The 23,088-nt window shown below is 70.8% G+C and carries 25 protein-coding genes; 14 read left to right on the top strand and 11 right to left on the bottom strand.

Features of this window, described 5'->3' with window-relative positions; translation table 11 throughout:
- Positions 1 to 22: 22 nt before the first annotated feature.
- Both ITJ54_RS13825 and ITJ54_RS13820 read right to left on the bottom strand, forming a co-directional pair.
- Positions 23 to 718 carry a DUF6882 domain-containing protein gene (locus ITJ54_RS13825; protein ID WP_194629191.1) on the bottom strand — a complete coding sequence of 232 codons (696 nt, stop codon included), beginning with the start codon at positions 716 to 718 and terminating at the stop codon, positions 23 to 25.
- A 10-nt stretch (positions 719 to 728) separates the two neighbouring features.
- Positions 729 to 1,877: a GNAT family N-acetyltransferase gene (locus ITJ54_RS13820; RefSeq protein ID WP_194629189.1), complete on the bottom strand. Its 1,149-nt coding sequence runs from the start codon at positions 1,875 to 1,877 to the stop codon at positions 729 to 731.
- Positions 1,878 to 1,963: 86 nt separating this feature from the next.
- Here ITJ54_RS13820 and dcd point away from each other — a divergent pair, with 86 nt between their 5' ends.
- From dcd to ITJ54_RS13805, 3 genes are all read left to right on the top strand, one after another.
- Positions 1,964 to 2,551 carry a dCTP deaminase gene (gene dcd, locus ITJ54_RS13815; RefSeq protein WP_194629187.1) on the top strand — a complete coding sequence of 196 codons (588 nt, stop codon included), beginning with the start codon at positions 1,964 to 1,966 and terminating at the stop codon, positions 2,549 to 2,551.
- Positions 2,552 to 2,648: 97 nt separating this feature from the next.
- The gene (locus tag ITJ54_RS13810) at positions 2,649 to 3,164 is read left to right on the top strand and encodes a helix-turn-helix domain-containing protein (RefSeq protein WP_194629185.1); all 516 of its coding nucleotides are present in this window, start codon (positions 2,649 to 2,651) and stop codon (positions 3,162 to 3,164) included.
- Entirely contained in the window at positions 3,161 to 3,490 is a 330-nt protein-coding gene (locus ITJ54_RS13805) for a DUF86 domain-containing protein (RefSeq protein ID WP_194629183.1), read from the top strand. The genes ITJ54_RS13810 and ITJ54_RS13805 overlap by 4 nt, the downstream gene beginning before the upstream one ends.
- 287 nt (positions 3,491 to 3,777) lie before the next feature.
- Here ITJ54_RS13805 and ITJ54_RS13800 read toward each other — a convergent pair whose 3' ends face one another.
- From ITJ54_RS13800 to idi, 5 genes are all read right to left on the bottom strand, one after another.
- Positions 3,778 to 4,881, bottom strand: coding sequence for a sugar-binding protein (locus ITJ54_RS13800; RefSeq protein ID WP_194629181.1), 1,104 nt, complete (start codon positions 4,879 to 4,881; stop codon positions 3,778 to 3,780).
- A gap of 61 nt (positions 4,882 to 4,942) precedes the next feature.
- Complete coding sequence (mmsB, locus tag ITJ54_RS13795) at positions 4,943 to 6,235, bottom strand: multiple monosaccharide ABC transporter permease (protein ID WP_194629179.1); 1,293 nt, start codon at positions 6,233 to 6,235, stop codon at positions 4,943 to 4,945.
- Positions 6,232 to 7,755, bottom strand: coding sequence for a multiple monosaccharide ABC transporter ATP-binding protein (gene mmsA / locus ITJ54_RS13790; protein ID WP_194629377.1), 1,524 nt, complete (start codon positions 7,753 to 7,755; stop codon positions 6,232 to 6,234). Before mmsA ends, mmsB begins: the two co-directional genes overlap by 4 nt.
- A 355-nt stretch (positions 7,756 to 8,110) precedes the next feature.
- Positions 8,111 to 9,133, bottom strand: a complete 1,023-nt coding sequence (locus tag ITJ54_RS13785; RefSeq protein WP_194629177.1) for a LacI family DNA-binding transcriptional regulator — start codon at positions 9,131 to 9,133, stop codon at positions 8,111 to 8,113.
- A gap of 306 nt (positions 9,134 to 9,439) precedes the next feature.
- Positions 9,440 to 9,973 carry an isopentenyl-diphosphate Delta-isomerase gene (gene idi, locus ITJ54_RS13780; RefSeq protein ID WP_194629175.1) on the bottom strand — a complete coding sequence of 178 codons (534 nt, stop codon included), beginning with the start codon at positions 9,971 to 9,973 and terminating at the stop codon, positions 9,440 to 9,442.
- A 21-nt stretch (positions 9,974 to 9,994) separates the two neighbouring features.
- Here idi and ITJ54_RS13775 point away from each other — a divergent pair, with 21 nt between their 5' ends.
- The 7 genes from ITJ54_RS13775 to ITJ54_RS13745 all read left to right on the top strand — a co-directional run bounded on the left by ITJ54_RS13775 (position 9,995) and on the right by ITJ54_RS13745 (position 16,701).
- Entirely contained in the window at positions 9,995 to 11,053 is a 1,059-nt protein-coding gene (locus tag ITJ54_RS13775; RefSeq protein ID WP_194629172.1) for a polyprenyl synthetase family protein, read from the top strand.
- Entirely contained in the window at positions 11,050 to 11,991 is a 942-nt protein-coding gene (locus tag ITJ54_RS13770; protein ID WP_194629169.1) for a phytoene/squalene synthase family protein, read from the top strand. The genes ITJ54_RS13775 and ITJ54_RS13770 overlap by 4 nt, the downstream gene beginning before the upstream one ends.
- Positions 11,988 to 13,658: a phytoene desaturase family protein gene (gene crtI / locus ITJ54_RS13765; RefSeq protein WP_194629167.1), complete on the top strand. Its 1,671-nt coding sequence runs from the start codon at positions 11,988 to 11,990 to the stop codon at positions 13,656 to 13,658. The genes ITJ54_RS13770 and crtI overlap by 4 nt, the downstream gene beginning before the upstream one ends.
- Positions 13,658 to 13,993, top strand: coding sequence for a lycopene cyclase domain-containing protein (locus ITJ54_RS13760; RefSeq protein WP_194629165.1), 336 nt, complete (start codon positions 13,658 to 13,660; stop codon positions 13,991 to 13,993). Before crtI ends, ITJ54_RS13760 begins: the two co-directional genes overlap by 1 nt.
- Positions 13,990 to 14,385 carry a lycopene cyclase domain-containing protein gene (locus tag ITJ54_RS13755; RefSeq protein ID WP_323741723.1) on the top strand — a complete coding sequence of 132 codons (396 nt, stop codon included), beginning with the start codon at positions 13,990 to 13,992 and terminating at the stop codon, positions 14,383 to 14,385. The genes ITJ54_RS13760 and ITJ54_RS13755 overlap by 4 nt, the downstream gene beginning before the upstream one ends.
- Positions 14,382 to 15,308: a prenyltransferase gene (locus ITJ54_RS13750; protein WP_194629163.1), complete on the top strand. Its 927-nt coding sequence runs from the start codon at positions 14,382 to 14,384 to the stop codon at positions 15,306 to 15,308. The genes ITJ54_RS13755 and ITJ54_RS13750 overlap by 4 nt, the downstream gene beginning before the upstream one ends.
- Positions 15,309 to 15,615: 307 nt before the next feature.
- Positions 15,616 to 16,701, top strand: a complete 1,086-nt coding sequence (locus ITJ54_RS13745; RefSeq protein WP_194629161.1) for a Gfo/Idh/MocA family protein — start codon at positions 15,616 to 15,618, stop codon at positions 16,699 to 16,701.
- 100 nt (positions 16,702 to 16,801) lie between these two features.
- On the opposite strand, the gene ITJ54_RS13740 is transcribed toward ITJ54_RS13745, so the two are convergent.
- Positions 16,802 to 17,542, bottom strand: a complete 741-nt coding sequence (locus ITJ54_RS13740; RefSeq protein ID WP_194629159.1) for an MBL fold metallo-hydrolase — start codon at positions 17,540 to 17,542, stop codon at positions 16,802 to 16,804.
- Between the two features lie 98 nt (positions 17,543 to 17,640).
- Between ITJ54_RS13740 and ITJ54_RS13735 the strand changes: the two genes are divergently transcribed.
- Together ITJ54_RS13735 and ITJ54_RS13730 are read left to right on the top strand one after the other, a co-directional pair.
- Positions 17,641 to 18,135, top strand: coding sequence for a hypothetical protein (locus tag ITJ54_RS13735; RefSeq protein WP_194629157.1), 495 nt, complete (start codon positions 17,641 to 17,643; stop codon positions 18,133 to 18,135).
- A 2-nt stretch (positions 18,136 to 18,137) separates the two neighbouring features.
- Positions 18,138 to 19,169, top strand: coding sequence for a YihY/virulence factor BrkB family protein (locus ITJ54_RS13730; protein ID WP_194629155.1), 1,032 nt, complete (start codon positions 18,138 to 18,140; stop codon positions 19,167 to 19,169).
- 58 nt (positions 19,170 to 19,227) lie between these two features.
- On the opposite strand, the gene ITJ54_RS18140 is transcribed toward ITJ54_RS13730, so the two are convergent.
- A complete protein-coding gene (locus tag ITJ54_RS18140) occupies positions 19,228 to 19,362 on the bottom strand; it encodes a hypothetical protein (RefSeq protein WP_267238012.1) in 135 nt (44 codons plus the stop codon).
- Positions 19,363 to 19,541: 179 nt separating this feature from the next.
- Between ITJ54_RS18140 and ITJ54_RS13725 the strand changes: the two genes are divergently transcribed.
- On the top strand, positions 19,542 to 20,237 hold the full coding sequence (locus ITJ54_RS13725; protein ID WP_194629153.1) for an SDR family oxidoreductase: 696 nt from the start codon (positions 19,542 to 19,544) through the stop codon (positions 20,235 to 20,237).
- A 13-nt stretch (positions 20,238 to 20,250) separates the two neighbouring features.
- On the opposite strand, the gene ITJ54_RS13720 is transcribed toward ITJ54_RS13725, so the two are convergent.
- The gene (locus ITJ54_RS13720; RefSeq protein WP_194629151.1) at positions 20,251 to 21,828 is read right to left on the bottom strand and encodes an ABC-F family ATP-binding cassette domain-containing protein; all 1,578 of its coding nucleotides are present in this window, start codon (positions 21,826 to 21,828) and stop codon (positions 20,251 to 20,253) included.
- A 272-nt stretch (positions 21,829 to 22,100) separates the two neighbouring features.
- Between ITJ54_RS13720 and ITJ54_RS13715 the strand changes: the two genes are divergently transcribed.
- The gene (locus ITJ54_RS13715; protein ID WP_194629149.1) at positions 22,101 to 22,520 is read left to right on the top strand and encodes a DUF3151 domain-containing protein; all 420 of its coding nucleotides are present in this window, start codon (positions 22,101 to 22,103) and stop codon (positions 22,518 to 22,520) included.
- A gap of 80 nt (positions 22,521 to 22,600) precedes the next feature.
- On the opposite strand, the gene ITJ54_RS13710 is transcribed toward ITJ54_RS13715, so the two are convergent.
- Positions 22,601 to 22,981: an SdpI family protein gene (locus ITJ54_RS13710; protein WP_194629147.1), complete on the bottom strand. Its 381-nt coding sequence runs from the start codon at positions 22,979 to 22,981 to the stop codon at positions 22,601 to 22,603.
- Positions 22,982 to 23,088: the final 107 nt, after the last annotated feature.

The raw sequence follows: 23,088 nt of genomic DNA, 5'->3' as shown, positions 1-23,088 counted from the left end.
TGGACCCAGGCCGTCCGTCTGCTCAGGAACCCGCGGTGCCCTGCATGTCCCGCAGGCGTCCCTGCTCGTCGAACGCGATCGTGATCGTGCCGCCGGACAGGGTCAGCGTGCGGCCGTCCCACGGCGCACCGCGGAGCGACGCCCAGCTCGCGACGGCTCGGCGGTGGTCCTGGACCTCGATCGACCGGATGCCCTCGCCGAACACGCGGAGCATGCGGGGGACCGTCGGGGCGTCGAAGAGCAGCCCCTCGAGCAGCAGCCAGATCCGGGTGCCACCGCCGACGTCGGCGTTGTACCCGAACCAGGTGCCGCTCGCCAGCCGTGCCGCGATCGACAGCCCCCAGCCGAGCTCGTACCCGGTGCGGACGGCGTCGTCGTCGGCTGCACCGCCGAACGGCACCTCGGCCTGCACGAGTTCGGGGACGTCGTACCGTTCGCCGAGCGCACGGGTCGCGGCAGCGGCGCTGAGCACCTGCTCCGGGTGCTGGCCCGGGTTCGCCCAGCCCCACAACCAGCTGCGGGGGCCGGGGGCAGCGGTGCCGAGGAACTGCACCGGGAAGGTGGCCGGCTTCGTGCCCGAGAAGTGGAACTGGCCCGCGGCCAGGTCCACGTCCCAGTGCTCGTGGTCCTCGAACTGGTCCGCCAGGGCCAGTTGGGCCTCGTAGGCCAGGAAGACCCCGTCGTCGATGAGTGCCTGCATCCCCCGTGAGCGCGTCATGCCGCCGACCCTACCCGGCACCTCCGGCAGCCGCGGCACCTCCGGCGCCCCCGGCACCTCCGCCACCTCCGGCGCCCACCCGGCGCTCCCAGACCCCCTCGCTGCCGACGCCGACGAAGCCGACCGCCTCGTTGACGTCGAGCATCGGACGGTTCTCCTCCGCGTTGAAGGTGATGATCGACGGGTGACCGGGGTGGTCCCGCTCGACGGTCTCGATCCCCACGACCTTGAGCAGCCACCCGAGTCGGTGTCCGCGGTGCTCGCGCAGCACGAGGGTGTCCCACTGGAACACCGGCTCCGCCGTCGCGTCCGGCACCGCCAGCTGCGTGAACCCGGCCAGGGTCCCGCTCGGGGCGTGCTCGACGGCCACGGTGAGCATCGTGCGCGGGGACGCGTCGAGCAGCGCGTCGTGCTCCTGCAGACGCTCGACGGTCCAGACGTCCTCGGGCTCCTCCATGTCGCCCTCGGGGGCGTCGGTGCTCATCCGGGTCTCGAGCAGCGCGATGCCCTCCTGCCACCGCGGCGGCGTCGGGCCGGACCACGCGTGCACCCGGAAGTCGGTCCCGGCGGCGGCCGCGGCACGGTCGTGCAGTGCCTGGACCACCGCACGATCGGTGGGCAGGGCGAGCCGACTGATCCGGTTCACCTGGCCGAACCGCCACCCGCGCCCGGTCAGGAACCGCACACCCGCCTCGTCCTCCGGCACGGCGCCGAAGCCGGTCGGGGCCTGCAGGTACCCGGGCCCGGTGGCCGGCCCGACCTGGCGCGACACGGCGTACGTCTTCCACTGCGTGCGGCCCTCGGCCCGGGCGATGCCCTCCAGGTGGTCGGCGAGCAGCGTCCCGACACCACGACGGCGGTGGTCGGGGTCGACGCCGACGGAGAGCCAGCAGTTGGGCGTGCCGGGGGCGGTCTTCGAGTCGTAGGAGCCGGCAGCGACGACGACGTCGTGGTCGTCCCGCACGACGAACAGCCGACTCGGCGCCTCCGGGTCGTGCAGCATCGCGAGCTGCGCCTCTGCCGTCCAGACGAGTTCGGCCAACCCGTGGACGGCGACCTCGGAGCGGGCCGACACCGCGACCCACTCGCGGAACACCGCGACCGCCGCCGGGTCGTCGTCCATGGTCCTCGGTACGTCGAGCTCGATGACGCGGTCCACGGTGGTCCCCTCCCGCCACCGCGCACGGTGCAGGGCAGCCGGCCAGCCTACCGGCGCGTCGATCCCGGCCGCTAGGCTTCGGTACCGTGCTGCTCTCCGACCGCGACATCACCGCCCAGCTCGCCGCCGGACGGATCGGGCTCGACCCCCACGACGCCTCGCTCGTCCAGCCGTCGAGCATCGACGTCCGTCTGGACAAGTTCTTCCGGCTCTTCGACAACCACAAGTACCCGCACATCGACCCGGCGGTCGACCAGCCCGACCTGACGCGACTGGTCGAGACCGACCCGGACGAGGCCTTCGTGCTGCACCCCGGCGAGTTCGTCCTCGGCTCGACGTACGAGGTCGTGACGCTGCCGGACGACATCGCGGCCCGGCTCGAGGGCAAGAGCTCCCTCGGCCGCCTCGGCCTGCTGACGCACTCCACCGCGGGCTTCATCGACCCGGGCTTCTCCGGCCACGTCACGCTGGAGCTCTCGAACGTGGCGACCCTGCCCATCAAGCTCTGGCCGGGCATGAAGATCGGGCAGCTCTGCTTCTTCCAGCTGTCGAGCCCGGCGGACAAGCCCTACGGCTCGGCCGAGTACCAGTCGCGCTACCAGGGGCAGCGCGGCCCGACGGCCTCCCGCTCGGCGCTCAACTTCCACCGCGCGGACGTGTCCGAGCGCGACTGACGCCGCGCAGACCTGTCCGAGCGCGACTGACGCCGCGCGGGGACACCGCTGGTGAAGCATGCCGTACGAAATACGGAATGGTGTGTATCGTTGCACCATGACCGGAGCTCAGACACGGACGCCGCCGCCCGTCTCCGCCGCTGACCTCATCCGGAACGCCCGCGACCGCGCCGCACTCACCCAGGTGCAGCTCGCCCGTCGCGCGGGAGTCACGCAGAGCGTCATCAGCACGTACGAGAACGGTCGCCGCGAGCCCTCCCTCGCCGCACTCCAGCGGCTGCTCCGCGCCGCCGGGTTCCTGACGGTCATCGACCTCGAGCCGGTGGACACCACGACGACGCTCCGCGAGCGGGTCGCAGCCCACCGCACCGAACTGTGCGACGCCGTCACCCGGCTCGGCGGGAGCAACCCGAGGCTCTTCGGCAGCGTCGCACGCGGGGACGACGGCCCGGACAGCGACGTCGACCTGATGGTCGACCTCTGCCCGGGCCTCGGCATGTTCACGCTGATGCGGATCCAGGACGCCGCTGAACAGGTGCTCGGCGTCCGGGTCGACGTGGTCGCCGCCGACGGCATGCGCCCCGAGGTCGTCCGAGACGCGGTCCCGCTGTGAACCGGGACGTCGACCAACGGCTCGAGGACGTCATCCGCGCCTGCCAGGTGATCGGGCGGTACGTGTCGGCGGACGCCCTGCCCGAGGACGTCGTCTACGACGCCGTCCGGATGCGCCTCGTCGAGATCGGCGAGGCCGTGCGGATGCTCCCCGTCGCGGTGACCGCCGGTGAGCCCGGCATCCCGTGGTCGCGCATCTCGCTGCTGGGGGAGCGGCTCACCCGCCGCTACTTCGACACCACCCCGGCACTCGTGCTCGGCACCGCGCAGGTCGACGTCCCGCACCTGCAGCAGGCAGTGCAGCGGCTCCGGGCCAGCCAGCGCTGACGGCGGGTGCGGCGGGTCGTCGGCGCACGTCCCACCGGACGGGAGGCTCGTCCCGGGCTGGCACCGCGCCTCCCGTCCGGCGGTGGTCGCGATCATGCCGCCGGGCCGGCCGAGGGATGACGTCCCGATCCGGCGCTGACGGATCTGGTCGGCTCGGCCCGAGGATCGGGAACCGGATCCGTCGGCCGCCGGATCGGAATCCGTCTCGGGTCCCGGTGAGCGAGCCGGGAGAACGGCACAGGGCCCCGTCCGCGATGCGGACGGGGCCCTGTGGGTGGAGCGAACGACTACTTGCCGGCCTTGGCCAGCTCTTCGAGTGCGTCGTTGCCCTTGTAGGCCTCGACGGCGTTGTCCTTCGTGACGAGCACCGGGGTGAGCTCGACGGCGGGGACGACCTTCACACCGTTGTCGTTGTTCTTGTCCTTGGTCGTCTTCGGCGTCTTGCCGTCGGCGATGTCGGACACCAGGTCGATGGCCGCCTGGGCCTCGTCCGTCGTGTTCTTGTAGATGGTCGAGTACTGCGTGCCGGCCATGATGAGCGGGATCGACGCGGTCTCGGAGTCCTGACCGGTGACGACGGGGTTGTCCTTGCCGGCAGCCTTGGTCGCGGTGAGGATCGCACGGGCGAGGGTGTCGTTCGGCGACAGGACGCCGTCGAGCTTGGTGTCGCCCGAGTAGTACTGCGAGATCAGGTCGGTCATGCGCGACTGGGCGTTCTGCGCGAGCCAGCCCTTGGTCTGCACCTTCTGGAAGGTGGTCTGGCCCGAGACGACCTTGATGCTGCCGTCGTCGATCTTCGGCTGCAGGACGTTCATCGCACCGTTGAAGAACACGGTGGCGTTGGCGTCGTCAGCCGAACCGGCGAAGAGCTCGACGTTGTACGGTCCGTCGCCCTTCTTCTCCTTGAGGCCCTTGAGCAGCGCCTGTGCTTGCAGCTGGCCGACCTTGTAGTTGTTGAACGCGACGTAGTAGTCGACGTTCTTGGTGTTCAGGATGTTGCGGTCCCAGGCGATGACGACGGCGCCCGAGGACTTCGCCGACTTGACCTGCGAGGTGAGCTGCGAACCGTCGGCGGCACCGATGATGACGGCCTTCGCGCCCTTGGTGATCATGCCCGAGATCTGCGACTGCTGGTCGGGGACCGGGTTGCCGGCGTTGGCGTACTGGATGTCGGCCTTGAAGCCGGCGTCCTCGATCGACTTCTTGAACGCGGCGCCCGCGAGGACCCAGTTCTGCGAGGTCTTGGCGGGGAGCGCGACGCCGATGAGGTCGCCCTTCTTGATGGCCGCGTCGGAACCGCTGCCGGAGTCCGAGCCACGGGCCGAGCAGCCGCTGAGGGCGAGGCCGGTGATGAGCGCCAGGCTGAGGCCGGCGACGATCTTCTTGCGCATGTGATTGCTTTCTCTTCGTTGAGGAGGGTGGGGCCGGAGCCCCGCTGTGAGGGGTGGAGGGCTAGGGGAGGGTGACCTTCTCGGGCTGGTCCTCGATGGACCGCGGCTGCTGGGCCGCCACCGTGTTCTGCTCGGTGTCCTTGCGCTGGAACTGCCGCATCATGCCGCCGATGAGCGACGGACGCCCCTGCGACTTCGAGTAGACGTCGAAGGCGACGGCGACGAGCAGGACCAGACCGCGGATGATCTGCACCTTGTTGGACTCAAGGCCCATGAGCTGCAGACCGTTGGACAGCAGCGCCATCACGAGACCACCGATGATCGAGCCGGAGATCGTGCCGACACCACCGGCGACGGCAGCACCACCGACGAACACCGCGGCGATCGCGTCGAGCTCCCAGCCGGTGCCGTCCGCGGGGCCGGAGGCGCCCGAGTAGGCGACGAACACCATGCCGGCGATCGCGGCGAGGACCGACATGTTCATCATCACGAAGAAGTTGACCTTCTTCGCGCTGACACCGGAGAGCACCGCGGCGCTGGAGTTGCCACCGACTGCATAGACCTGGCGGCCGAAGATCGTGTTCTTCGTGACGAAGCCGTAGACGATGGTCAGGACGCCGAGGATGATCGCGACGATCGGGACCGAGGTGCCGACGGGGCCGGCGCCGAACAGGTACGTGGCGACGAGGGTGACCGCGACGAGGACGCCGGTGCGGACGATCGAGACCCACAGCGGCGGTACCTCGGCCTGCATCTTGCGGCGGCGGGCACGGCCGCGCGCCTCGATGATGATCAACGCTGCGATCGTGGCGAGCCCGATCAGGAGCGTGCCGTTGCTGTAGCCGAAGTCCGGCCCGAAGTCACCGAGGAAGCCGGCGCCGATCGGGATGTACTCCTTCGGCACGGGAACCGAGGTCGAGTTGCCGATGATCTGGTTGACACCACGGAAGATGAGCTGACCAGCGAGGGTCACGATGAACGCCGGGACACGGACGAACGCGACCCAGAAGCCCTGCCAGGCACCGATGAGCGCGCCGACGGCGAGGCCGAGGATGATCGCGGCCCACACCGGGAAGTGCCAGACCGCCATGGACTGCGCCACGATGATGCCGACGACCGCCGCGACCGAACCGACGGACAGGTCGATGTGGCCGGCGATGATCACCATGACCATGCCGAGCGCCAGGATCAGGATGTACGAGTACTGCAGGAACAGGTTGATCACGTTGGTGGGCTCCAGGATCAGGCCCTGGGTCGTGATCGAGAAGAAGATCAGCAGCGCGATGAGCGCGATGACCATGCCGTACTGGCCGATGCTGTTGCCCTTGCCGAAGAGCTGTTTCAGGTTGTTCATGAGGCGTTGGCGCCCTTCCGCGCGGAGGTCATGCTGCGCATGAGCGATTCAGGATCGGCCTGGTCGGCCGGCAGGTCAGCGGTGATCTGACCTTCGAAGATGGTGTAGATGCGGTCGGACAGACCGAGCAGTTCGGGGAGCTCCGAGGAGATGAGGATGATGCCCTTCCCCTCGGCCGCGAGCTGCTGGATGATGCCGTAGATCTCGAACTTGGCGCCGACGTCGATGCCGCGGGTGGGCTCGTCGAGGATGAGCAGGTCGGGGTCGGTGAACATCCACTTCGACAGGACGACCTTCTGCTGGTTCCCGCCGGAGAGCTTGCCGACGTTGTCCTCGACGCTCGGCACCTTCGTGCGGAGCATCTTGCGGTACTTCTCGGCGACCGAGTACTCCTCGAGCGAGTCGAGGACGCCGCCCTTGGAGATCTTCTTGAGGTCCGCCGCGACGGTGGAGCGCTTCACGGTGTCGAGCAGGTTGAGGCCGAGCGCCTTGCGGTCCTCGGAGACGTACCCGATGCCGTTGTCGATGGCCTGCTGCACGGTGTTGAGCTTGATCTCCTGGCCGTCCTTGACGACCGTGCCGCCGAGGAAGGTGCCGTAGGAGTGGCCGAACAGGCTCATCGCGAGCTCGGTGCGCCCGGCGCCCATGAGCCCGGCGAACCCGACGATCTCGCCACGCTTGACGTGGAAGTTCGAGCCCTTGCACACCAGGCGCGAGGAGTCGAGCGGGTGCTGCACGGTCCAGTCGCGGACCTCGAAGAAGGTCTCGCCGATCTTCGGGGTGCGGTCGGGGAAGCGCGACTCGAGCGAACGGCCGACCATGCCGCGGATGATGCGGTCCTCGTTGACGCCGTCCGCCTTGACGTTGAGCGTCTCGATGGTCTTGCCGTCACGGATGATCGTGATGCTGTCCGCGATCTGCTCGATCTCGTTGAGCTTGTGGCTGATGATGATGCTCGAGATGCCCTTGGCCTTCAGACCGACGATCAGGTCGAGCAGGTGCTGCGAGTCGTTCTCGTTCAGGGCCGCGGTGGGCTCGTCGAGGATGAGCAGCTTGACGTCCTTGTGCAGCGCCTTCGCGATCTCCACGAGCTGCTGCTTGCCGACGCCGATGTTCTTGATCTGCGTGTCCGGGTCGTCACGCAGGCCGACGCGGGCGAGCAGGTCCTGGGCGCGCAGCTGGGCGGCGGTCCAGTCGATGGTGCCGAACCGGCCGGGCTCGTTGCCGAGGAACAGGTTCTCGGTGATCGAGAGCTCCGGGATCAGCGCGAGTTCCTGGTGGATGATCACGATGCCGGCCTGCTCGGACTGCTTGATGCCCGCGAAGCGGACCTCGTCGCCCTCGAAGACGATCTCGCCGGTGTAGGTCCCGTACGGGTAGACGCCGGAGAGGACCTTCATGAGGGTCGACTTGCCGGCACCGTTCTCGCCGCAGATCGCGTGGACCTCGCCGGCGCGGACGTTGAGCGAGACCTCCGAGAGGGCCTTCACACCAGGGAACTCCTTGGTGATCGAGCGCATCTCGAGGATGGTCTCGGGTGCGGTGATCGAACGGGTCTCGAGTCCGGTGTCGATCGGGGTTGACGCCACGGTGCATCTCCTTCTGCCGCTGCGATGCGGCAGTCCTTCGGGTGGTCCTGCTGCGGCAGCGAAGGCGCAGGAGGCCTGCGTGGACTTCGGTGTCGCGTCCAGTGCCCCAGCCCGTGTGACGGTGATGTGAACGGTCACATCGGCTGGAACGGAGGCAATACTACGCACGGCTGCGGCCCGGGTGTCAATTCGGTTCGGTCGCGTTTCGGTAACGGTGCGTCTGTCCGCGGGATCACCGACATCTGGTGTCCCCCGATCTGGGGTCCGGACCTGCGTTCTCCGGCCACTACCCGCGGTGGCGCGGGGCGCTGGTCGACGCCCGGACCACCAGCTGCGGGACGATCTCGACCGCGCGGAGCACCTCGTCCTCGTCGGGCAGGAGCAGGTCGACGCAACGGCGCCCGAGCTCGGCGAAGTCCACCTGCACGGTGGTGAGCGGCGGCCAGAAGTGCTTCGCCTCGGGGATGTCGTCGTAGCCCACGACGGACAGGTCGCCCGGCACGTCGAGCCCGTACGACCGGGCGGCGTGCACGACCCCGAGTGCCATCGCGTCGTTCGAGCAGAACACCGCGGTGCAGTCGCGGTACCGAAGGAGCTCACGGCCCGCGTGGTAGCCGAAGTCGGCGGTCCAGTCCCCGAGGATCGGCGGCTGCACGGGCTTGTCGCGGTCGGACATCTCGCGCAGGAAGCCCTGCATCCTGGCGTCGGCCTCGATCCAGTCCTGCGGGCCGGCGATGTGGCGCACGTACTCGTGACCGAGGTCGAGCAGGTGTGCGGTGGCGAGCCTGGCGCCCTCCATCTGGTCCACCCAGAGGGCCGTCGGGTCCTCGCCGATGCTCGAGCGGAGGGTGACGTACGGCGTGCGGACGCCGAGCTCCTCGATGAGGTCGAACACCCGCTGCTGGGGCGCGATCACGATCATGCCCTCGACGTCCTGGTCGAGCAGGTGTCCGAGCCCGTCGCGCACCGCGGTGTCCGTCGGCTCGGCGATGTTCGCCGTCGTGACGGAGTACCCGCGGGCGACGGCGGCGTCCTCGATGGCCTGCATCGTGACGGCGGGGCCGTAGTGGGAGCGTTGGGCCGTCAGCACGCCGATCGTCCTGGTGCGGGACGTGACCAGCGCGCGGGCGGCCCGGTTCGGCCGGTACTGCAGCTGCTCCATCGCGGCGAGCACGCGGTCGCGGGTCTCGGCGCGGATGGCGTCGGAGTTGTTCAGGACCCGTGAGACGGTCTGGTGCGACACACCAGCGACCCGCGCGACGTCGCGGATGCTGGGCGATCGCGGTGGTTGTGTCCGCGTCGACGCCATGGCTTGCTCTCTCCCGCTCGGTGTCGTGGCACGCCCATGTGCACGTTCACATTCCGAGCCAGATCATTATGCACGCCCACCGCCCGGGCGCCAGCCGGGAGGTGTCGCAACGGCGGGCGGGCGGGCGGCGGCGGGCTGGCGGCGGCGGGCTGCCGTGCGCGAGGCCGCCGCGTGGTGCGAGCTTGCGCACCCCGTGCCGCGAGACAGGCCCGCACGGGGTGGTCAACCTCGCACGGGCTGAGGCAACGCGCTCGGTGCGATGCGCCACGACGCGCCGGCACGCATCAGACGACGCGCCCGGAAGGGTCAGTCGAGCGCGTTGACCGGCAGCTGTTCGAGCTGCCACCCGAGCCACGGGCTGAACGCGAACGGCGCAGCTGAGACGGCACTGCGGAGCGCGGCCTCGGAGAGCCACTCGTACTCGGAGACCTCGTCGTCCGCGGGGGCGGGGACGTCGTCGGTCACGGCACGGAACACCGGGCAGACCTCGTTCTCCACGATCCCCGAGGCGTCGACCGCCCGGTACCGGAAGTCGGGCAGCACGCTCTGCACGTCCCGCACGGTGATGCCGAGTTCTCGGGCAGCGCGACGGGCGATGGCGTCCTCGAACGTCTCGTCCGGGCCGGGGTGGCCGCAGAAGGAGTTCGTCCAGACGCCGGGCCAGGCCTTCTTCGACAGCGCACGGCGGGTGACGAGCAGGTCGCCGTCCGCGTTGGTGACGTGGCAGCTGAAGGCGAGGTGCAGCGGCGTGTGATCGGTGTGCACCGCGAACTTGTCCGCGGTGCCGATCGGGGTACGGTCTTCGGCCAGCAGCACGACGGTTTCAGGGAAGTGGTTCATCTAGTTCGATAGATTAGGCCAATGACGGACGAAGCGGCCACCGTGGCGCACATCGACCTCGACCTGGTGGACGAGTGCCTCGAGCGCTTCTTCGTGGTGTCCTCGGCCCGGGCGCAGGCCTTCGGTCGCCCCTCGGAAGAACTCTGGCGTGTGCTCCGCAAGGCGAGCATGGGCGGCAAGCGCTTCCGTCCCCGCATGGTCCTCACCGCGTACGCCGGCCTCGGTGGCACCGACACCCACGCTGCCGCACACGTCGCCGCGGCCTACGAACTCCTGCACACCGCGCTGGTCGTGCACGACGACGTCATCGACCGCGACTGGTCCCGCCGCGGGCAGCCCAACGTCGCCGGGTCCTTCCGCGACACCGGCACGACCGGTGGCCTGCCGCTGCCGACCGCCGAGCACCGGGGGATGAGCGCCGCGGTCATCGCCGGCGACCTGGCACTGTCCGGCGCCCCGCGGTTCATCGAGTCGAGCGGCGTGGACGGCGATCGGCGCACCCGCCTGCTCGACCTGTTCGACGACGCCGTCTTCGCCAGTGCCGCCGGCGAGATGGCCGACGTCGACCTGACCCACGGCGTCATGCCCACGGTGGACGAGGTCCTGGCGATGGAGCGGGCGAAGACGAGCGTCTACTCGTTCGAGGCCCCGCTGCAGTCCGGCGCCGTGCTCGCCGGTGCCGACGAGTCGGTCGTCGTCGCGCTCGGTGCCTTCGGTCGCGAGATCGGCATCGCCTACCAGGTGGTCGACGACCTGCTCGGGGTCTTCGGCGACGAGGCCGCCACGGGCAAGACCGCGATCGGAGACCTGCGCGAGGGCAAGCGCACGATGCTCATCGCCTACGCCGCCACCACCGAGTGCTGGGCAGAACTCGCCCCCTACCTCGGCGACCCCGACCTGACCGAGGAGCGCGCCGCCGAGATGCGCCGCCTGCTCGTGCACTGCGGGGCACACGACGCCGCGCTCGCCCGGGTCCGCGAACACACCGCACTCGCCCGCGCGGAGCTCGCCGCGCTGCCCTACGACCTCGCATCCCGTCTGGAGACCCTGGTGTCGGAACTGGTGGAGCGCGTCCGGTGACCACGAGCACCACGAAGGCCCCCAGCGGGCACGCCGCTCGGCTCCCGCTCTACGACGCCACGGCAGAGGCAGCGTCGTCCGTCGTCATCGACCGCTACTCCACGTCCTTCGGGCTGGCGTCGCGCCTGCTCACGAAGGACACCCGCGAGCACATCAAGAACGTCTACGCCCTGGTCCGCGTCGCCGACGAGGTCGTGGACGGCCCAGCAACCGAGGCAGGGCTCGACCCGGCACTCGCCCGCACGGTGCTCGACGAGCTCGAGGTCGACACCGAGCGGGCGATGGCGCACGGCTTCTCGGTGAACCCGGTCGTGCACGCGTTCGCCAGGACCGCCCGGACGACCGGGTTCGGCCCGGAGCTGACGAAGCCGTTCTTCGCGTCCATGCGGATGGACCTCGAGCAGACCGAGCACGACCAGGCCTCCTTCGACACGTACGTGTACGGCTCGGCCGAGGTCGTGGGCCTGATGTGCCTGCGCGCCTTCGTGTACCGCGCCGGCACACCGACGTTCGACCCGACCGTGCTCGTCGACGGTGCCAGGGCACTCGGCGCCGCCTTCCAGAAGGTCAACTTCCTGCGCGACCTGCACGCCGACTTCGAGGTGCTCGGGCGCTCCTACTTCCCGGGCGTCGACCTGCGCTCCTTCGACGAGGCCACCAAGACCCGCCTGGTGGACGACGTCCAGGCCGACCTCGACACCGCGGCACGCACCGTCCCGCTGCTGCCGAAGGACGCCCGCCAGGCCGTCGGCCTGGCCCACGCCCTGTTCCAGGAACTCAACGACCGGATCGCGGCCACCCCGGCCACCCGGCTCATCACCACCCGCGTGCGCGTCCCGAACCCCGTCAAGGCGCGGCTCGCCGCGCAGGTGCTCGCCGGACGCGCGCCCATCACGTCGCGCAGGGTGACCCACCGACACACAGGAGGCCCAGCATGAGCCCGTCACGAGCCTCCCGTCCGGAGACCACCCGCAAGGTCCCCGTGCGCCGCGCCGTCGTCATCGGCGGCGGCATCAGCGGACTCGCGTCCGCCGCCCTGCTCGCGCGGGACGGCTTCGCCGTCACCGTGCTCGAGCAGCGCACCCACCTCGGCGGCCGCGCCGGCACCTGGGAGCAGGACGGCTTCCGGTTCGACACCGGGCCGTCGTGGTACCTGATGCCCGAGGTCTTCGACCACTTCTTCCAGCTGCTGGGCACGAGCGCCGACGAGCAGCTCGACCTGGTCACGCTCGACCCCGGCTACCGGGTCTACAGCGAGGGCTACGACGAGCCGATCGACCTGCGGGCCACGCGCGAGGACAACCTCGAACTGTTCGAGTCGATCGAGCCGGGCGCCGGCAAGCGGATGGCGAAGTACCTCGACTCCGCGGCCGACACGTACGAGATGGCCGTGCGCCGGTTCCTCTACGGCACGTTCCAGGACTTCCGGAAGCTGGCCGCACCCGACGTGCTGCTCCGCATGGGCAAGCTCGCGCGGCTGCTGCTCCAGCCGCTGTCCAGCTTCGCCGGGACCGCCGTGCGGGACCGCCGCCTGTGGCAGGTCCTCGGCTACCCGGCCGTGTTCCTCGGCACCAGCCCGTACTCCGCGCCGAGCATGTACCACCTGATGAGCCACCTCGACCTGGCCGACGGGGTGCTCTACCCCAAGGGCGGCATCACCGAGCTCATCTCAGCCGTCGAGCGGGTCGCCCGCGCCGAGGGTGCGCAGATCACCACCGGGGCCGCGGTCGAGCGGATCCAGGTCGAGGACGGGCACGTCACCGGCGTCGTGCACCGCGACCGCGACGGCGTCCAGCACGTCGCGCCCGCGGACGTCGTCGTCAGTGCCGCCGACCTCCGCCACACCGAGATGCAGCTGCTCGACCGCGAGCACCGCACGCACGACGAGTCGCACTGGCAGAAGCGCGACCCCGGCCCCTCGGCCGTGCTCGTCTACCTCGGTGTCGACGGTCCCGTCCCCGGGCTGCTGCACCACACGCTCATGTTCACCGCGGACTGGAAGGCGAACTTCGGCGCGGTGTTCGGCGACGACCGGCACGTGCCCGACCCGGCGTCGATCTACGTCTGCGCGCCGTCCGAGACCGACCCGACCGTCGCCCCGCCCGGCACGAGCAACCTGTTCATCCTGGTGCCGCTGCCGGCCGACGTCGGCATCGGCAAGGGCGGCATCGACGGCGCTGGCGACGACGAGGTCGAGCAGATCGCCGACCGGGCCATCGACGTCGTCGCCGAGCGCTCGGGCGTCCCGGACCTCCGCGACCGCATCCGGGTGCGCCGGACGATCGGCCCGCGCGACTTCGCGGACGACTACAACGCCTGGAGCGGCTCCATGCTCGGCCCGGCGCACACCCTGAAGCAGAGCGCGTTCTTCCGCGAGGGCAACAAGTCGAAGAAGGTCGAGGGCCTGTACTACACCGGGTCCTCGACGATCCCGGGCATCGGACTGCCGATGTGCCTGATCTCGGCCGAGGTCCTGCTGAAGCGCATCCACGGCGACACCTCCACCGAGCCCCTGCCGACGCCGCTCACGCGGTCCGCCGGTGCCCCGCCGCGGGCGACCACGGCGGTGTCGACGCGGACCCCCACGCCGACGGCCGCTGGGTGATGCCCGGGCTCTACCTCCTCGGACTGCTGGTCTCCCTGACCGGCATGGCCGTGCTCGACGCCCGGTTCCGGCTGTTCTTCTGGCGGGCACCGTGGCGTGCGGCGGCGGTCATGGCGATCGGTGTCGTGTTCTTCCTCGTCTGGGACGCGCTCGGCGTCGGGCTCGGCATCTTCTTCATCGGCCCGACCCGGCTGCTGACGGGTGTGCTGCTCGCGCCGGACGTCCCGCTCGAGGAGCTCTTCTTCCTGCTGCTGCTCTGCTACACGACGATGAACCTGTTCGGCGCCGTCCGGCCGGTCGTGGCGCGGGCCGCCGAGCGCCGGAGCCGGTCGTGAACGGGTCGGGCGTGTACGCGCTGCTCGCGGTGCCGTTCCTGCTCGTCGCCCTCGTGCTGGCGGTCGTCGCTGGCGTCGTGGCCGACCGGCGAGCCCCGACGCGTGAGGACGCTGCCCGCCGTCGACGGGTCACCCTCGTCACCGGCGTCGTCGCCGGGGTGGCGCTGCTCGTCATGACGATCGTCTTCAACAACGTCATCGTCACGCTCCGCATCGTCGCCTACGACCCGGCACGCATCCTCGGGCTCCGGATCGGGGCGTTCCCCGTCGAGGACCTGGCCTACGCGATCGGTGCCGTGCTGCTGCTGCCGTCGCTGTGGGTCCTGCTCGACCGCGACCGCCATGCCGAGCTCACCACCCGACCACGTCCCGAACCGGAGGATCCGCGATGACGGCGACCCCTGCCTCCCGGCAGTCGACCCTCGGCGCACTGTTCGTGTCGTCCCGGCCGATCAGCTGGGTCAACACCGCGTACCCGTTCGCGGCCGCCTACCTGCTCGGCAGCGGCGTCGGCCTGGACGGCGGCGCCGGCTTCTCGCTCGTGGCGCTGCTCGTCGGCGTCGTGTACTTCCTGGTGCCCTACAACCTCGCGATGTACGGCATCAACGACGTCTTCGACTACGAGTCCGACCTCGTCAACCCGCGCAAGGGCGGGGTCGAGGGCGCGCTGCTCGACAAGAGCGTGCACCGCACCACGCTGTGGGCCGTCGTCGTCACGAACGTGCCGTTCCTCGTCGCGCTCGTGCTGCTCGGCGGTGTCGGTGGCAACGGCCCGTGGTCGTGGCTCGTGCTGGCGATCAGCGTGTTCGCGGTGATCGCGTACTCGGCGCCCGGGCTGCGGTTCAAGGAGAAGCCGTTCCTGGACTCGCTGACCTCGTCGACACACTTCGTGTCCCCGGCGGTCTACGGCCTGGCGCTCGCCGGACCGCACTGGACCGGGCAGCTCGTCGCCGTGTGCGTGGCGTTCTTCCTGTGGGGCGTCGCCTCGCACGCGTTCGGCGCGGTGCAGGACGTGCTCGCCGACCGGGCCGGGGGCATCGGCTCCGTGGCGACGGTCATCGGAGCGCGGGCGACCGTGCGGCTGGCGTTCGTCGCCTACGTCGTCGCGGGTGTCGCGCTGCTGTTCTCGGCGTTCCCGGGGCCCATCGCCGCGGTCGTGGTGATCCCGTACGCGCTCAACGTGCTGCCGTGGTGGAACGTCACCGACGCGGGCGCCGAGTCCGCGAACGCGGGGTGGAAGCGGTTCCTGTGGATCAACTACCTGGCGGGGTTCATCGTCACGATGGCGCTCATCGCCTACGCCTTCACGCACTGAGGGGGGCGCTGCGGCGCGCGGAGTTCTCCCTTGCCCACCCGCCTGCCCCCCGCGGGCTGTCTCGGGCATAGCGGGCCGAATGCCGCGTAGCGGGTCGAATCCCGCGTAGCAGGTCGGATCACGCGTAGCGGGTCGTTCCTTCCCACCGGCAACGCGCGATCTCGCTCCCCACCGCGGGCGTGATGGGAAGGAACGCGCGGGCGAGCCTCCACCCCGGGGCGCTCCCCGGTGAGCACGGTCGGCGGTCCCTGCAAGGATGGACGTGACGCCGGAGTCGGCGTCGACGTGAACACGAGGGAGTGCACACATGACGGTCCGCATCATCCACGTCGGTCTCGGAGGGTGGGGCGGCAGCTGGGCCCGCGTCGCGCTCCCCGCGGTGTCGGAAGTCGAGGTCGTCGGGATCGCCGACCCGAGTGCCCCGACGCTCGAGGCCGTGCGGAAGGACCTCGGCCTGCCGGAGACTGCTGCGTTCCCGTCCCTGACCGCCGCGCTCACCGGGGTGGAAGCCGATGCCGTCGTGATCACCGCCCCGGCCGTCACGCACGTGCCACTCGCGCTCGAGGCCCTGGACGCCGGCAAGCACGTCCTGGTGGAGAAGCCCTTCGCGAACTCCGCGGTGGAAGCCGCCGAGGCCGTCCACCGTGCGGAGGAACGCGGCCTCGTGCTGCAGGTCAGCCAGAACTACCGGTTCTACCCGGCGCCCCGCGTCACGAAGGACCTGCTCGCCGCGGGCACCCTCGGGGAGCTCTCCGCGATCAACATCGACTTCCGGCAGTGGGACAACGACGCGGCGTTCGAGGACAACCCGCACTACCGGTTCCCGCACGCGATGATCAACGACATGGCGATCCACCACCTGGACCTGCTCCGGATGGTCACGGGCAAGGACGCCGTCCGGGTGTTCGCGAAGGCCACGTGGCCGTCGTTCAGCAAGTACCAGGACGAGGCCGTCGCGTCGATGCTCATCGAGATGGAGGACGGCCTGGTCGTCAGCTACCGCGGCAGCTGGCTGAGCCGGGCCGAGCACACGCCCTGGGCCGGCGAGTGGAGCATCCAGGGCGAGGACGGCGAGATCCGGTTCACCAGCCGTGGCGCTGAACCCGGGGACATCAGCAGCGACCGCGTCACCGTGCGGAAGACCGGCGGCGGCACAGCCGGCGGCGGCACGACCGGCAGTGCCGCCGGGGCGCCGACCGTCGAGTCCGTCGAGCTCCCGACGGCCGAGCACCACGACCGCCAGGGCGGGCTGCAGGCCTTCGCGCGTGCGGTCGAGGGCGGCCCGGCGCCGGAGACGAGCGGGCGTGACAACCTCCGCAGCCTCGCGCTGATGGAGGCGGCGACCCGCTCCGCCGCGTCCGGCATGCCCGAGGACGTCGTCGTCCCCGACTGACGGGCGGGCGGCCAGCCGGCTTCGACTCGGAACGACAACCTCGCTGTCGTACGACGTCGACCTTGTCGCTCGATCCGGCAGAGCAACCGCACTCCGAGCGTCAGGCGGCCCCGGCCGCCCGCCGCGCCTGCGCCACCGCGCCCCGCACGCCCCACGACCAGGCCGGCCCGTGCCCCGGCAGCACGTGCCGCGCCTCGGTGTCCTCGAGCCGCCCGAGCGACGCGACGGCGGTGTCCATGTCGGACGTCGCCGCCGGTGCCACCACCCGGGGCCCGACGCCGCCGGTGTAGGGGTCGAAGGTCACCAGCGCGTCCCCGACGACCACTGCGTCCCGGTCGGCGAAGTGCAGCGCCACGTGCCCGTCGGTGTGCCCGGGCGTCTCGATGATCCACGGCGAGCCGGGCACCTCGGCGCGGGACTCGAGCGGCACGGTGTCCTCGATGCCGTCGACCGTCGCGGCTCCGGCGAGCAGCATCCGACCGAGGGGTGCGAACCCGCCCGGGTGTGCCAGGACGAACCCGAACCGGTTCGTCTGCGGCCGGTACGAGTAGGGGTGCGCCGCCAGGTCGCGGTCGCCCGGGTGCACGAACACCGGCGTGCCCCACTCCCGGTGTGCCCGGGCTGCGGTGCCGACGTGGTCGAAGTGCCCGTGGGTGAGCAGGATCCCCTCGACACGGTCGGGCGTGTACCCGAGGTCGTGCACGGCGAGCAACAGGTGCGGCCACGACGCCGGCAGCCCTGCGTCGATGACGATCAGCTGGTCGCCGGTCTCGACCAGGTACTGGTTCGTGTGGGCGATCTCGAGCCGGTGGATGCCCTCGGCGACGTCTCGGTACAGCATGCGCGGGACGCTAGCCGCGTGACACTGGACACGCTGCCGGGGTGGTCGCACAACGCGGTCCTGGGGTGTCGCGGCCCGGAACCGTGTACGAACGACGTATGGCGAACGACAGTCTCCCCGAGCTCGAGCTCGCGAACGTCCGCACGCGCGAGCGGATCACCGACACGGTCGAGCGCATCAAGCAGAAGGTCGACGTGCCCGCGCGCACCCGACTGGCCGTGGCGAAGACCCGGCAGCGCTGGCACCGCGACCCGACCCCGCTCGTCGCCCTCGCGACGATCGCGGCCACCGGCGTCGTGGCCATCGTGGTGGGCACGCGCATCGGCCGTACCCCCGCTGGACACCTCGCGACACCGCCCGCGTCGACGGCGTTCACCGCGCTGCTGCCGTTCGGCGCACGTGGCGGCGACGAGTCGGCACCCGGTCGCAAGGGCCGCAAGGCCCGCAGGGCCGGCCGCAAGGCCCGCCAGGCGCAGCTCGAGCAGGACCCCGGGTACCAGCTCCGGACGAAGCAGCGCCGCCGCCTCGCCCCCGTGCAGGCGCAGGCCGCCAGGTACCGCAAGCAGGCCGCCAAGCGAGCGAAGAAGGGCTGACCATGGCGCGCGAACAGCAGAAGCCGGCTCCGGACGACTCCCGGAAGGCCGACAGCCCCACCGACCTCAAGAAGCCCACGCTCGTCTACACGCTCAAGAAGACGCTGCGTGAGTTCGGCAGCGACCAGTGCACCGACCTCGCGGCGAGCCTGACGTACTACACGGTCCTCGCGCTGTTCCCCGGACTGCTCGCCGTCGTCTCGATCCTCGGCCTGGTGTCGAACCCGAAGGACACGGTCGACACGCTGCTGGAGATCATCCGGAACGTCGGGTCCGCGCAGGTCGCCGACCTGATCAAGGACCCCGTCGAGGGCCTCGTCCGCTCACCCGCGGCACCGGTCACGTTCATCGTCGGTCTGCTCGGCGCGCTGTGGTCGGCCTCCGGCTACGTCGGTGCCTTCGGCCGGTCGATGAACCGGATCTACAACGTGCGCGAGGGCCGTCCGATCTGGAAGCTCCGCCCGACCATGCTCGGCGTCACCGTGACCACGGTCGTCCTGCTCGTCGTCGGTCTGCTCGCGCTCGTCTCCGGTCCGCTCGCCCGCAGCTTCGGCGACCTGATCGGCCTCGGCGACGCCGCCGCGCTCGTGCTCTCGATCGTGCAGTGGCCGATCCTCCTGGTGATCGCCGTCCTGGTGATCGCGGTGCTCTACTACTGGTCGCCGAACGTCAAGCAGCCGAAGTTCCGCTGGGTCAGCGGTGGGTCGATCGTCGCCCTGCTCATCTGGATCATCGCGAGCGTGGGCTTCGGGTTCTACGTCGCGAACTTCTCGAACTACAACGCCACCTATGGCTCCCTCGGTGGCGTGATCGTGTTCCTGCTGTGGATCTGGATCACGAACAACGCGCTGCTCTTCGGCGCCGAGTTCGACGCCGAGATCGAGCGGGGTCGCGAACTCCAGGCCGGCATCCGTGCCGAGGAGGACATCCAGCTCCCCGAGCGCGACACCCGTCAGATCGAGAAGCAGGACGAGAAGCGCGCCCAGGACGTCCTCGAGGGCATCCGGATCCGCCAGGGCGTCGACAACGACTGACCTCCCCGGGAACGCCACGAGGACGTGGGCGCCGTGGCGCCCACGTCCTCGTTGCGTCTCAGTGGAGGAACGCGCCGATCAGGGCGGCGGCGACCGTGCCCACGACCCCGAGCGCGCCGGCCCCGATCGCGCCTGCGGCACCGACGATGCCGGCACCGATTGCGCCGATGAGTCCGATGATGGCGACGAACATGCTGGATTTCCTTCGATCTGCCGACACCTCGCGGCGCGGGGTGCCGGTCCGGTGCGCCGCGGATTGCTTCGCGGAACCAGCGTCACATCTGACACACCAGATGTCGAAGCCCGGAACGTCGATACGCACGATCGTCGATCGTCCGGGAGGCTCTCCCCGCCTTCCGTAGGCTGGCCTGCGTGACGCAGACACAGCCTCCAGTCCGACCGGTCGCCCTGGTGACCGGAGCCACCCGTGGCATCGGCCGCGCGATCGCGGCCGACCTCGGCCGCACCCACCACGTGCTCGTCGGTGGGCGCAGCGCCGACGCGGTCGCCGCTGTCGTGGCGGACCTGCCGAGCGCCGAGCCCTTCGTGGGCGACCTCGGCGCCGGCGACCTGCCGGACCTGCCGGAACGACTCGACGTCCTCGTGCACTCCGCCGGCGTCGAGCAGGGCACCCGGGTGGCGGACACCCCGCGTGCCACGTGGGAGGCCGTCTTCGCCACCAACGTCTTCGCGGTGGCCGAGCTGACCCGGCTGGCGCTGCCGGCGCTCCGGGCCTCGCGGGGCATCGTCGTGACGATCAACTCCGGCTCGGGCTTCGTCTCCGGGCCCGGCGGCGGCGTGTACGGCGCGTCCAAGTTCGCGCTCCGAGCGTTCACCGACGCCCTGCGGGAAGAGGAGCGGGACGCCGGCGTGCGGGTGTCGAGCGTGCACCCGGGCCGGACGGACTCGGACATGCAGCGGCAGCTCGTGGACAAGCTCGGCGAGGACTACGACACCGAGTACTACCTCGCCCCGTCCGACGTCGCCGACGCCGTGCGCACGGTCGTCGACCTGCCCGAGCGCGGGACGATCGAGTCGTTGTCGATCCGCCCGACCCGGAAGCGCTAGCCCGGACCCCGCGTCACGACACCTCCAGCCGGACGTCGATCCCGAGCCGGTCCAGGAAGGACTCGTCGTGACTGACCACGACGACGGCTCCGCGGTAGGCCCGTAGCGCGTCGACGAGCTGGTCGACGCTCGTCAGGTCGAGGTCGTTCGTCGGTTCGTCGAGCACCAGGAGCTGCGGCGGCGGGTCCGCGAGCACCAGTCCGGCCAGGGCGACCCGGAATCGCTCGCCGCCGGACAGCGAACCCGCCGCACGGTCGACCGTGTCCCCGCGGACCAGGAACCGGGCCAGTCGGTTGCGGAGTTCGGCCGGTGGCACGTGCGGGGCGCCGCGCCCGACGTTCTCGAACACGGTGGCGGCGTCGTCGAGGGAGTCCTTCCGCTGCGGCAGGTACGCGATCTGCTCGACGTGCGCGACGGCACCGGTGTCGGGTAGGGGGTGCTCCCGCGCGGTGGGCACGCCGACGAGCTGTTCGAGCAGGGTCGTCTTGCCGACGCCGTTGTCCCCGCCGACGGCGACCCGCTCCGGGCCCTGCACGACGGTGTCCCGTCCGCGGAGGGTGATCGTGGCGATGCGGCGGGACGCGGGCACGTGCGGGTCGGGCAGCTCGACGTGGATGGCCTCGTCCTCGCGGAGCCGCAGTTCGGCGTCGCGCTTCGTGGCCAGCGGCGCGGCCTCGTCGTCCGCGAACCCGACGCGGAGCCGGCCCGCGGTCTCCTGCGCGTGCTTCCGCATCTCGTTCGCGTACGACTTCGGCATCGACCGCCCGGCCTTCTCGCCCGCCTTGGCACGCCGGGCGATCGTGGTCTCGGCCGCGATGCGCTGCCGCTTCTGGGTGCGGTGCCGCTGGTCGGCGACGCGGACCTCACGCTCGACGGCGGCCTGCTGCACGGCGAGGTGGGCCTCGTACGCCGAGAACGTGCCGCCGAAGACCGTGACCGACCCGGTGCGGAGCTCGCATGTCTCGTCGACGTGCTCCAGGAGCTCCCGGTCGTGGCTGACGAGCACCAGGGTCCCGCGCCAGGAGTCCACGACGTCGAGGAGCATCGCACGCGCCCGGCGGTCGAGGTTGTTCGTCGGCTCGTCGAGGAACGCGATGGGCCGACCACGCAGGCGGATCCCCGCGATGGCGACGAGCACGGCCTGCCCGCCCGAGAGCGTCGACACCGGACGGTCGAGGTCCAGGCCGAGTGCGTCGACTGCCGCTGCGGCGCGCTCCTCGACGTCCCAGTCGTCCCCGAGGACGTCGAAGTGCGTCGGGTCGCCGTCCCCGCCGAGGATCGCCCGGAGTGCCGCGAGCGACGGGCCGACGCCGAGCAGGTCCGCGACGGTGTCGGTCGCCCGCGCTCCGTCGGCCGCCGCGAGCAGCCGCTGGGGCAGGACGTCGACGGGACCCGACGTCTGGACGGACCCGGACGTGGGCTGGAGCCGACCGGTGACCAGCCGGACGAGCGTGGACTTGCCGGCCCCGTTCCTCCCGACCAGACCGGTGCGGCCCGAGCCGAAGGCGGCGGTGAGGTGGTCGAGCGCGACGGTGCCGTCGGGCCAGGTGAAGCTGAGGTCGTGCAGGACGACGGATGGACTGGTGGGCATGGAGGTGTCTCCCCGGTGTCGGTGCTGGGCGCACGACACCGACCCACCGCGGTGCGGTGGAGCGCCCGACGGGGCGCGCGATCACGGTGTCAGCGCGTGGGCTGAGCAGGACCGGTGATCGACAGCAATCCGTCTTCTTCCGTCGGGGACCCCCGTGTCCGCCATCCGAGCCGCCGGTCGGTCTCCCGCCCCGGGGGCCTCGTGATGACGACGAGGTGCCACCACGGTAGGCCTGGTCGCCGCGCGGGCGCAAGGGATGACAGGGTGGAGGCATGCCCGAGAACCTGCTGCCGACCCCGTCGGCCAACCCCGAGACCCTGCTGCCCGCCGACCCGTCGGTGAACGCCGCCCTCGCTGCCGACACCCCTGTCGCGGCCGTGGTCGTCGCGCACCCCTCGTCGAGCCTGGCGTTGGCACTGCTCGCCGACGAGGCCTGGGAGCGTGGCGCCACGCTGGAGTCCTACGCCTACGCCCGGGTCGGGTACCACCGCGGGCTCGACTCGCTGCGCGGGGCCGGCTGGCGCGGTGCCGGGCCGGTGCCGTGGTCGCACGAGCCGAACCGCGGGGTGCTGCGTTCCCTGTTCGCCCTGCGTCGTGCGGCGATCGCGATCGAGGAGCCCGGCGAGCCCGAGCGCCTGACGGACTTCCTGAACGGCGCCGACCCCGCGGCGCTCCCCGCGCTCGAGGCGTAGGCGCCGCGACAGCACCACGAAACGGACACTGCACCGAGGAGATCCCCGGTGCAGTGTCCGTTCCGTGGTTCCGAGCGGTCTCAGCCCCGCCCTACCCCAGCAGCACGCTCCACGCCGTCGTCGCCGGAGTCATCGGACCGCCGAGCGGCACGACTCGCGACCACGGCGCTGACGATGAGGAAGCAGAACGCGACCGCCATGCCGATGGGGAGGCAGATGTCGACGACACGTTGTGGCGCGAGAAGGCTCAGCAGCCCGGAGCCGACCAACGCCGTAGCGGCTGCGTGGAGCCATGCCCGGGCAGCGCGATGGCCGACCGTCCAGGTCGATTCCGATCGCATCACGGAGGCGATGCGGATACCGGCGCCGCCGTTCGGGCCCACGATGCCTCGTGCTGTCAGCTCGGCGATGACCGAGATGACCGATCCGCTGGCGATGAGCATCAGTGCGGAGAACAACACACGAGTACTGAAACGCAGTATGCCGAGCCCTGTCAAGCGAGTGCTCGGGGCCACGCCGCACAGTGGAAACCCGCTCGAACCACGGAGTTCCGTGGTTCGAGCGGGTT

Source organism: Curtobacterium sp. VKM Ac-2865 (assembly GCF_015350905.1).
Classification (GTDB): domain Bacteria; phylum Actinomycetota; class Actinomycetes; order Actinomycetales; family Microbacteriaceae; genus Curtobacterium.
The sequence above is the reverse complement of the archived record's forward strand: the minus strand, read 5'-3'. Positions and strand labels throughout refer to the sequence as shown.

Excerpts from the sequence above, each read along its gene's own strand:
- ITJ54_RS13800 (WP_194629181.1), bottom strand. The coding sequence starts at position 4,881 with ATGCGCAAGAAGATCGTCGCCGGCCTCAGCCTGGCGCTCATCACCGGC.
- mmsB (WP_194629179.1), bottom strand. The coding sequence starts at position 6,235 with ATGAACAACCTGAAACAGCTCTTCGGCAAGGGCAACAGCATCGGCCAG.
- idi (WP_194629175.1), bottom strand. The coding sequence starts at position 9,973 with ATGAACCACTTCCCTGAAACCGTCGTGCTGCTGGCCGAAGACCGTACC.
- ITJ54_RS13740 (WP_194629159.1), bottom strand. The coding sequence starts at position 17,542 with ATGCTGTACCGAGACGTCGCCGAGGGCATCCACCGGCTCGAGATCGCC.
- ITJ54_RS13750 (WP_194629163.1), top strand. The coding sequence starts at position 14,382 with ATGACGGCGACCCCTGCCTCCCGGCAGTCGACCCTCGGCGCACTGTTC.
- ITJ54_RS13735 (WP_194629157.1), top strand. The coding sequence starts at position 17,641 with ATGGCGAACGACAGTCTCCCCGAGCTCGAGCTCGCGAACGTCCGCACG.
- ITJ54_RS13825 (WP_194629191.1), bottom strand. The coding sequence starts at position 718 with ATGACGCGCTCACGGGGGATGCAGGCACTCATCGACGACGGGGTCTTC.
- ITJ54_RS13775 (WP_194629172.1), top strand. The coding sequence starts at position 9,995 with ATGACGGACGAAGCGGCCACCGTGGCGCACATCGACCTCGACCTGGTG.
- ITJ54_RS13785 (WP_194629177.1), bottom strand. The coding sequence starts at position 9,133 with ATGGCGTCGACGCGGACACAACCACCGCGATCGCCCAGCATCCGCGAC.
- ITJ54_RS13715 (WP_194629149.1), top strand. The coding sequence starts at position 22,101 with ATGCCCGAGAACCTGCTGCCGACCCCGTCGGCCAACCCCGAGACCCTG.
- crtI (WP_194629167.1), top strand. The coding sequence starts at position 11,988 with ATGAGCCCGTCACGAGCCTCCCGTCCGGAGACCACCCGCAAGGTCCCC.
- mmsA (WP_194629377.1), bottom strand. The coding sequence starts at position 7,755 with ATGCGCTCGATCACCAAGGAGTTCCCTGGTGTGAAGGCCCTCTCGGAG.
- ITJ54_RS13760 (WP_194629165.1), top strand. The coding sequence starts at position 13,658 with ATGCCCGGGCTCTACCTCCTCGGACTGCTGGTCTCCCTGACCGGCATG.
- ITJ54_RS13720 (WP_194629151.1), bottom strand. The coding sequence starts at position 21,828 with ATGCCCACCAGTCCATCCGTCGTCCTGCACGACCTCAGCTTCACCTGG.
- ITJ54_RS13745 (WP_194629161.1), top strand. The coding sequence starts at position 15,616 with ATGACGGTCCGCATCATCCACGTCGGTCTCGGAGGGTGGGGCGGCAGC.
- ITJ54_RS18140 (WP_267238012.1), bottom strand. The coding sequence starts at position 19,362 with ATGTTCGTCGCCATCATCGGACTCATCGGCGCAATCGGTGCCGGCATC.
- ITJ54_RS13730 (WP_194629155.1), top strand. The coding sequence starts at position 18,138 with ATGGCGCGCGAACAGCAGAAGCCGGCTCCGGACGACTCCCGGAAGGCC.
- ITJ54_RS13810 (WP_194629185.1), top strand. The coding sequence starts at position 2,649 with ATGACCGGAGCTCAGACACGGACGCCGCCGCCCGTCTCCGCCGCTGAC.